Origin of the sequence: Candidatus Burkholderia verschuerenii (genome assembly GCF_001189365.1) — a bacterium.
Taxonomy (GTDB): domain Bacteria; phylum Pseudomonadota; class Gammaproteobacteria; order Burkholderiales; family Burkholderiaceae; genus Caballeronia; species Caballeronia verschuerenii.
Genome location: NZ_LFJJ01000228.1, coordinates 1 through 8,460 on the forward strand (window position 1 = coordinate 1; position 8,460 = coordinate 8,460).

5 protein-coding genes and 6 pseudogenes are annotated in these 8,460 nt (G+C 55.1%); 7 read left to right on the forward strand and 4 right to left on the reverse strand.

Annotated features, from left to right (window positions below; all coding sequences use genetic code 11):
• Positions 1 to 416 (reverse strand): transposase (locus BVER_RS25765; RefSeq protein ID WP_370444278.1); only part of this gene is annotated, 416 nt, incomplete at its 3' end.
• Positions 417 to 515: 99 nt separating this feature from the next.
• Here BVER_RS25765 and BVER_RS30720 point away from each other — a divergent pair.
• The 3 genes and pseudogenes from BVER_RS30720 to BVER_RS30730 form a co-directional block, all read left to right on the forward strand.
• Positions 516 to 815, forward strand: a pseudogene (locus tag BVER_RS30720) (IS66 family transposase zinc-finger binding domain-containing protein); the annotation flags it as partial.
• 192 nt (positions 816 to 1,007) lie between these two features.
• The gene (locus BVER_RS30725; protein WP_157056223.1) at positions 1,008 to 1,319 is read left to right on the forward strand and encodes a hypothetical protein; all 312 of its coding nucleotides are present in this window, start codon (positions 1,008 to 1,010) and stop codon (positions 1,317 to 1,319) included.
• Positions 1,320 to 1,337: 18 nt separating this feature from the next.
• A complete protein-coding gene (locus BVER_RS30730; RefSeq protein ID WP_232316781.1) occupies positions 1,338 to 1,628 on the forward strand; it encodes a hypothetical protein in 291 nt (96 codons plus the stop codon).
• A 351-nt stretch (positions 1,629 to 1,979) separates the two neighbouring features.
• Here the strand turns inward: BVER_RS30730 and BVER_RS25775 are convergent.
• Positions 1,980 to 2,687 (reverse strand): annotated as a pseudogene (locus BVER_RS25775) (IS110 family RNA-guided transposase); the annotation flags it as partial.
• Between the two features lie 166 nt (positions 2,688 to 2,853).
• On the opposite strand from BVER_RS25775, the pseudogene BVER_RS25780 reads away from it, so the two are divergent.
• From BVER_RS25780 to BVER_RS34565, 3 genes and pseudogenes are all read left to right on the forward strand, one after another.
• Positions 2,854 to 3,648, forward strand: a pseudogene (locus BVER_RS25780) (transposase); the annotation flags it as partial.
• Positions 3,649 to 3,665: 17 nt separating this feature from the next.
• Positions 3,666 to 3,916: pseudogene (locus BVER_RS25785) on the forward strand (IS630 family transposase); the annotation flags it as partial.
• An 87-nt stretch (positions 3,917 to 4,003) separates the two neighbouring features.
• Positions 4,004 to 4,609 (forward strand): transposase, encoded by a 606-nt coding sequence (locus BVER_RS34565; protein WP_370444279.1) that lies wholly within the window; start codon positions 4,004 to 4,006, stop codon positions 4,607 to 4,609.
• Positions 4,610 to 4,992: 383 nt separating this feature from the next.
• On the opposite strand, the gene BVER_RS25790 is transcribed toward BVER_RS34565, so the two are convergent.
• Positions 4,993 to 6,711: a glycoside hydrolase family 28 protein gene (locus BVER_RS25790; RefSeq protein ID WP_083452363.1), complete on the reverse strand. Its 1,719-nt coding sequence runs from the start codon at positions 6,709 to 6,711 to the stop codon at positions 4,993 to 4,995.
• Positions 6,712 to 8,004: 1,293 nt separating this feature from the next.
• Here BVER_RS25790 and BVER_RS30740 point away from each other — a divergent pair.
• Positions 8,005 to 8,199: pseudogene (locus tag BVER_RS30740) on the forward strand (IS110 family transposase); the annotation flags it as partial.
• Between the two features lie 76 nt (positions 8,200 to 8,275).
• On the opposite strand, the pseudogene BVER_RS31900 reads toward BVER_RS30740, so the two are convergent.
• Positions 8,276 to 8,460 (reverse strand): annotated as a pseudogene (locus tag BVER_RS31900) (IS5/IS1182 family transposase); the annotation flags it as partial.

Genomic DNA, 8,460 nt, shown 5'->3' on the forward strand with positions numbered 1-8,460 from the left:
ACCAGGTTGGTCGGATCGCACGGTAGGCGCGGCTGAAAGTACTCCTCGCCGCAGAAAAATTGAAAGTAGACGTTCTCCGCCCAGCGCTCGCACACTGACTCATCACTCTCGTTGTACGCATGCTTCAGATAGCGCAGCCCGACCATCAGGCGCATCGGGAGCCGGGGACGCCCAGCCGCGCTCATGCCCGCGCCCGCGAGCTTCGGTGCAACGCCAAACAGATCCAGTGCCTCACTTGAGCGACCTTCACGAGCACGCCGCTCGAACACCGGCACTAACGTCGCTTCGATCGACGCCCACGGCATGCGGTTGGCCAGCACAGCGAGCGGGTGACGCAGATCGATCATGGTGTCGAGGCGGCTGCGAAAGAAATCGGGCGTGCTCATCGGCGAAGTTCCAAACTCCCAGGAAACCATTCAGATCAATATTGCTTCTGGGAGTTCTGGGAAACACGATCTTCCGGCGGCCCCTTGCCACCCTTGACTTCGACTAATTCTGAAGGGCCGACCACTTAACCCAAGCGCGCACCCTTGCCGCCGCAGTTGCCGCGTGTCGACATCCGTCACGAACCGGACAACACGATGTGCTATTGCGGATGCGAACGTGTTCGTACCGGCGAAGACATTAGCGAGAAGTTGGATTACGCGCCGGGCGTATTTACGGTGGAGCGACACATTCGCGGTAAATGGGTATGTCGCAACTATGAGACGCTAATCCAGGCACTCGTCCCAGCGCACGTCATCGACAAAGGCATCCCAACCGCCAGACTTCTGGCATCGGTACTAGTCAACAAATTCGCAGATCACTTGCCCCTTGTCACGGGGCGGCACTATGGAGCCATTCTGAGGGCAGCGTAAAGGCGCCACCTGAGGGGGCGGCGTATTGGACACTCGATGGGCGGCGCATAGGAACCAGCAGCATCAGGGCGAGAACGCGATTCGAACTTTCCACGTCGGTACGCTCCGTTCTATTTGAACGGGGCGTCCATGGCCAACCGGAGGTTCGAATTGTTCGAGTACCGCCAAGTCCTTGTCCGCATGCGGCATGGCGATTCCGACCGTGACATCGCGCGCGGCGGCTTGATGGGACGCAAGAAGTTGACGACCGTGCGCCGCAAAGCCGAGGCGCTCGGATGGCTGGATCCGGCACAGCCGTTGCCGGATCCAGCCACGATCGCTGGCGCTTTCGGTCGCTCGCCGCACTTGCCGCACACTTGCGTGTCGACGGCAGAACCGTTCCGTGAACAGATCCGCGACTGGGCGGCTGCGGGCGTTCAGGGCACCACGATCCATGCCGCTCTCCAACGCAATCATGGCTAAACCGGCAGCTACGACGCCATGAAGCGCATGCTGCGCCGTCTGGGCACCGAGCGCAACGCAGTGACCTCGACCACGATCCTCGAATTCCCTCCATCGGACGCGGCGCAAGTCGACTTCGGCGCCGGCCCAGTACTTACACATGAATCCGGCCTTCCGCTCAAGACGTGGATCTTCGTGATGACGCTTTGCTGGTCGCGTCACCAGTACAACGAGATCGTGCTGGACCAGCAGACTGGAGACGTGTCTGGCCTGCCACCGGCGCGCCTTCGAATGGTTTGGTGGTTGTCCCGGCCGGGTCATCATCGATAACGCAAAGTGCGCGATCATCAAGGCGTGCCGATATGAGCCTGCAGTCCAGCGCTCCTATGCCGCGCTGATATGACTCCCGGTGTCAATCTGGATCGGTTTTCATCGTTGACTCCATGGTCAAAGCAAATTTCCTGAGGGCGGCGTAGCGGTAAAACTCGACGGTGGATCACGCTGATATTCGCGGGTTGGTTGCCGCGTTACAGAGGTCCGTCTCATGAGCCTGCCGCTTCCTTGCTACGCAAGTCGACTGATGCCGTTGCCAAACGCGGTCGCGGGTTACTCGAATACCGGGCTGCGCCGCCTTCAGGAAACTCTTGGTACTGAATGGTCTTTTTACGTACAGCCCTTTGTTCATGCAGATTGCGCGCTTGACAGTAACGCCAGCGTCATTCCCAATCGGCCGACGTCCCAGATGAAGCCCGCCAGTTCGCGTGCAATTGCGATGATGGCCACGTGCGCGGTCTTCCCTCTGGCGACGAGCTTGCGATATCGTCTGCACAGTCTTAGTTGCGCGTCCCAGGCACGGTCGACTATCGGCTTGGGTAGCCCTTCATGCCGGCGCTGGATGTCGATGCTCACGCTGGCAGGATGGCGGTAACTCCAGGCCGATTCGACCAATAGCTTTCGCGCGTAACTGTTGCCTGTCTTGGTAATGCTTCCTTGCCGCCGTTTTCCACCTGAGGAGTGTTCAAAAGGCGTCACGCCGAGCCACGCCATCAACTGTCGCGGATGCTCGAAGCGCGACAGGTCACCCAGCTCGGAGACCAGGCCGATCGCCGACGTGAGGTTAATCCCGCGCATAGCTTGCAATGAGAGTACGACTGGGTAAAACCGCCAGCTGATGACAGATTCACGCAATGCCTGCTCCAGCCTCTCACATTGCGCGAGCCGGTCTTCGATCGTGCGCCGGTGTTCATTGAACGCCAATTGTTGCCATGCGCTGTCGAACGAGAACGTACTTATCCAGCGTCGGTGGGTGGGCCCCCAGTTGTGGCGGCCAAAGTAATGAATGCCGTGGGCAAGCAGAAACGATTTGAGCCTGCAGCGTGCTTCGATCAGCGCGCGCTTGCCTGTCTCGTCGTAGCGACGACGTCCATCTCGGCTCTGCCGGACTACTCTTAACTCTGAGTTTTTCTCTGCCATAGGTGTCCACCAAAAATAGGTGGACACCTTTCTATCACAGCGTGCGAATTACGTGTAGGGCGTCCGCAATTGACCGCTTACGTTCAAACGACTGCGTCGGGTGCTCAAACGTCAGCGTACGGTGTTAGGCCGCGTGTTGCGCGACATCGAACGCAAGATGGCCGGGCTGCCGTCCGAGCGGCAAGCATTTCTGAAGGTTTGGTGGCGCATCTGTCGCCAGCGTCCGAAGGACAAGAACAAGCTCTACGCGCTGCATGCGCCGGAAGCGGAGTGCATCGGCAAAGGCAAAGCGCGTCAGCCGTATGAGTTTGGCGTCAAGGTCAGTCTGGCAATCACTGAGCGGCATGGTCTGATCGTCGGCGCACGGGCATTCCCGGGCAATCCATATGACTGGCATGTGCTGGCCGAACAGCTGGAACAGACTTCGATCCTGCTGCAAGAGGTGCAAGGCGCCCCGTGCGTGAAGACGGTGCTGACCGATCTCGGATATCGCGGCGTGGACGCCGACATTGCCCCGGTTCAACTGATCCACCGGGGCAAGAGCAAAACGCTTTCAAACCGGCAGCGGCGCTGGCTCAAACGTCGACAGGCCATCGAGCCGATCATCGGGCATGTGAAACACGATCACGGCATGCGCCGCTGCTGGCTCAAGGGACAAACGGGCGACGCTATACATGCCGTGCTGTGCGCGGCCGGCTATAACCTGCGTTGGTTGCTTCGAGTCATTGCACGTTCAGGCCTAAAGGCCTTTTATGCGCTCGTCATTCTATTCGTCGCCGACACGTTCACCAAACAAAAATCACGCGGCATTCGCACACCATTCAAGCTGTGGGGCGGGCGCTGGCGTCAAACAACGCTTCGCCACTGGGCAAACTGAATTTTGCAGGGGCGACTACTGAGCGTCTGGCGGGCCTATACGGCAGGCCCCCGGGTCGTCGCGCCATGACCTAGCGGGTCTTGAGGCGCGAGTGCTCGACTACACACTGCGGCGCAAACCCGCCGACGGCTCGACGCACGGGAGCAGCCGCAAGTTGGCCGCGCAATTGGGCGTGCCCTTCATGACCGTGCAACATATCTGGCGCAAGCACGACATTCGGCCACATCGTCTCGATACCCAAATGGTGTCCAACGATCCCGACTTTGAAGGTATGCGGTCCTTAAAGGACGCCCTAGCAACGAACGAGTGATTCTCTGATGCTATGTGTCCACGTGGACAGCTGGGATCAGAGTACATGGATGAAGATCGAAATTTGCGCAGTCACCTGGTAGTCGGGGCTAAGCGGGACGGTCGCAGAGAATACGACCCACAAGCTCGTGAGGAATTGGTTCAGCTGTGCATGAAGCCTGGCGTTTCGATCGCGCGTACGGCGATGGAATTTGACTTGAACCCAAACCTTCTACGTGGATGGATCACGCGCCACCAGAAAGCACATGCTGCTGTGAGTTCCGTTGAGAGCGAGTTCGAACGATCACGCACTGTGCCGAACGGTGTCACGCTACCAGCAACGCGGACTTGCGCACCGGAGGTCCCGTCACCATTCGTGCCTGTTGTTCAAGAACCGGTAACGGATGGACAAGCCGTGTGTGCACACCTGAAAAACAAACTTGGCTATGTCAACGCCTACGCCCATACTATTCATTGTGGATCCTCCGGTCGTCGGGAACTGCATGCATTTCCCATTTGGGCACATCGATGCCGTTGGCCCGTGAGGGTCCACCTTACCTCTGCTATTACATTCACGGGTGGGACGCGTTCATTTCATTCTTACGATCAGGCCAGTTCGGACCAGCATCTCCGGTATCGCTCCTTCGACACTTGCGGAACGATCAGCGGATAGCGTCGAGGACATCTCGATGTCCGGCAACCCGTTGCAGCAAGGATCGGCGCATGTGGGACCCGGTGACCTAATTCGCTGCGAGACCTGCGGACGTCCATGACTTTTGCTCGAGCTACGCCTAAGATGGGCGGCAGGAACTTTCCGTTTGATGGAATGCGCGGAAGGTAAGCGGCGCCTTACGTGGAACTCCGAAATTGAATCCTGGAGGGCGTCACGTTGATGTTTAAAGCTATTATTTTCACGAAAGGAGTAGCGAAATAATAGCCTTGCACGGAGCAGCGAGAACGCACACTCGCGTGCCCACACCGTCGCTTTCTGCCGCTCGATATAAACGCTATCGATACGCTAGCGGCTGTTTGGTACTCAATTCGGCCGAATGTGTCTTATGTTGCTTCGATTTGAATCATGGGACGCGGATCTGTGCCGGTGAGTTTCCAGTTGCAATTCGAAAGCGTAAGATTCGTGATATGACGTCCCCACAATCCGTACGCCGGAACGGGATTGCCACCGGGGTCAGGATATCCCGTACCTATTTCGCCCCGGGCATTCGGTATTTTACCCGTGTACGCCTTAACGCCCAGACTGATATTAGTCAACACAACATCGGTAATAGGCTTGCCTTTGAAGCCCGAAAACCACGAGCCATTCGGACCGTTGTTTTCCCCAGAAATCTGGTCAAACACAATTCGTCGAATGCTTCCGACGGGAGGTTTTTCCTGGCCGGGCATGAGCCGGAATCGGTCTCCAATTCCGATAAAAAGCGGGCTGAGCGCGTTGTTAATTGTACATTTTGAGACCAGAATGTTTGAAAGCGAGCCGCCATCCGCGCTCTCCCAAGAAATGCCGCCTTTGACATCGAATGTATCGTAATGAAGTCCCAGTTCTTTGTAAAGCAACGTGCGATCGGTTTTAGGGCCGCCGAAAGTGCAATTATAGACAAGGATATTGTTAAACGATCCTTGCGTGTCGGTTCCAATTTTGAGTGCATTTGTGCTGCTGTAGGATTGGCAGTTTCTTACAAGTACATTCTGCAGCAAGCCTCCTGCGGACCCTTTGAAGCAAATTCCGTCGTCTTCGGAGTTGATAACACAGTCTCTCACGATAACTGATTTGCAACCGTCGATGTCGATGCCGTCGTTATTGATGTTAGAGATGTTAGAAACTGTAATATTTTCAACCAAAAGATTATTGCATGAAAGATAAAGTTGCATCCATGAAGCTGCGTTAATCAGCGTTACCTTACTAACATGTACCTTGTTGCACTCGATGATCCGAATTCCAAACGGGCGAAATGTTGTTCCGAAATCGTTGTTCTTTCTTGGGTATTTTTCTCCTTGACCATCGATGATGCCACCGCCGGTAATTGCAATATTAGTGGCCCGCTCAGCATAGATTATGGAGTAGAATTGCTGATAAGATGTATCCATCTCGGTCTGGGTAATAGGGACCAGCCTGAGATAGTCACTCGGATTAGTGCTTCCAATCAGACGAGCACCATCGTTGATAGACAGTCGAACATTGTCTTTCAATATGATGGTCCCGGACACATAATCGCCGTTCGATAGATTTACCGTACCACCACCTTTGGCACTGACAAAATCAATGGCTGTTTGTATGCATTTAGTCGTCTGAGTTGGAGTACTCGACACCGTATAGCCAAACTGTTCGGGAGTAGCAGCGAGATTGGGACCGGACCATGGCAACACCGTACATTCAAGTATCTCAGCCATTGTCGATAGGTCGCTTTTTAAAGTCGCAACCCAATCGGGAATAGTAATGGTGTAATTAACTGCCGATGCCGTCTGTCCGAATACATACCCTGGATGAAAAACTGGCATTAGTGCGAAAGCAACGCTGTTTTTGAGAAAAGACCTTCTGGGACGCGAACGGCATTCATCGTGCGCCGCCAATGTCTCCATTGATGCTCTGCGATCCATGTTCTCCTCCGAACAATTTGCTTGAATGGTGCTAGAAATTAACTTCCAATTCGGATTATTTTGACAAATCGATATCGCCCTTGTGTGCCAGACAAGCTCCACCACCGGATGCCGACGCACCACCGGACGTGGATGTCGTTTTTGTTGTGCCAGCGCTATCTCCATCACACCCTGCAAGCGAAAACATTAATGCTAGGAGTGCGAAAAAACAAAACCGCTTTTGCATGTTCCATGCCTCCATTCTGATTGAAGTGTCGTGATCGAGTATAATTTTCAAGTCATCAGTTCGGTGATTAATGCGCGACTTATCTCGACCACGCACTTTGACTGGGCGATATAGTAGCTATTTGAACTGAACCGTGGATCTTCTCAAGCCGCATTCAGGACATAAGGATCAAGTGGCTCTCAACTAAGTCGTGAATTATCTCTTCCAGAATAATGTCTGGGTTTAGTCGCCAAAATTGAAATTTTGGTGGTGAGCCGTTTCAACGCGATTATCGCTCTCGTACTCAATGATGGCGTACGGAGGCACCAATGCTTCATCGCTAGAGTAAGGGATGCTCAAAAAAGTACCGAAACGACATGTCATCACAATCTTTTCAGGATGTTAACTGTAGATTACCATTGAATTATTTTAATAAAAAAAATCGTGATTCTCTTGGGCCAAGTCGATGGCGAACGAGATAGATGCGTCTTTTGGCAGCGAAAGTCGCATTCTGTACTGGGAACGTTGGCGGGCCGAAACATCACAAGAGATCGAAGTTGGCCCACCTGAAAACGATTGCTTTACGTGCTCGGGAGATCTTATTGTTGGACGTCCAGACGAAAGGCTCAATTTTTACAGACATCTAAACTAGGAACATGCTTCGATCCTGCCCCCCGTCCGAAGACATTGGCGGCGCGATTTATTTGAGCCGTTGAAACGCGCGCGCCGGAGGTCGCGCCTGAAATCTTGCAAAGTTCCTGCCGCATCGTATCGAGACGGACCCCGCTGCTGGAATCGGCGGTTCATCTGCGAATACTGTGTGGAGCGACGACCACGCTCATAGTCAGCATCTGCGCGTGAGCTGCCCCAGGGCATCATGCGCGACTGTCCGGAGCGCATACGAGCTTTTCGTGAGTCCTGAGGTCGAACGAGCCGGACCGAGCGTCCGAGTTTCGTCCTCGCGTTCCTGCGCTTCCGGCACGTCGTCGGATACCGGTTCAGGACCGCCCTGAGCGACGGTGTCGCTGGCATCTTCGACTGTGAGGATGCATCCATCCGGTCCTTTCCGGGAGGCGTTCTGCTTTGCAGGCAAGGTCGCCCTTCTTGATCTTCGCCAGCCGGTGATCGTAAGAATGAAATGAACGCGTCCCACCCGTGATCGTATGAGCTGAGGGGGGGATCCTCACGGGCCAACGGCATCGATGTGCCCGGGTGGAAAATGCTTGCATTTCCCGGCGACCGGAGGATCCACAATGAATAGTATGGCCGTAGGTGTCGACATTGCCAAGCAGGTTTCTCAGGTGCACTACATTGATCCGGAAAGCGGAGAGATCGTGAACAAGCCGATCAAGCGAGCGATGTTTCTCGAACACTTCGCGAATCGTGCGTCGCGCCTCATCGGAATGGAAGCATGTGGCGGTGTTGTGCATCACTGGGCTCGGCAGCTAATCAGTCGGGCCTGCAAAATTGAATTTGCCGGAATGGACCCGACGACGCAGTCTGGTGCAGACGTAAACGCACATCTCAGCCAGGTCTGCAGCGCACGAGTAGAGGTTGAGGCATGACGTTGAGCTGAAAACGCGCCCACGCGAGCAGCAAAAAGAATATAGGGCCAAGGCCCAGACGAACGATCGCGCGCAGCAGCCAGCGCAGGTTGTAGCCGGCCGCACACAGCACCGCATGCAGCGCGTCGCCGGTTTGCCCCTTGA

Bases quoted from the DNA above. Each gene is read 5' to 3' on its own strand.
- BVER_RS30730 (WP_232316781.1), top strand. From the start codon at position 1,338: ATGAAGCGCATGCTGCGCCGTCTGGGCACCGAGCGCAACGCAGTGACC.
- BVER_RS25790 (WP_083452363.1), bottom strand. From the start codon at position 6,711: ATGGAGATAGCGCTGGCACAACAAAAACGACATCCACGTCCGGTGGTG.
- BVER_RS34565 (WP_370444279.1), top strand. From the start codon at position 4,004: ATGGATGAAGATCGAAATTTGCGCAGTCACCTGGTAGTCGGGGCTAAG.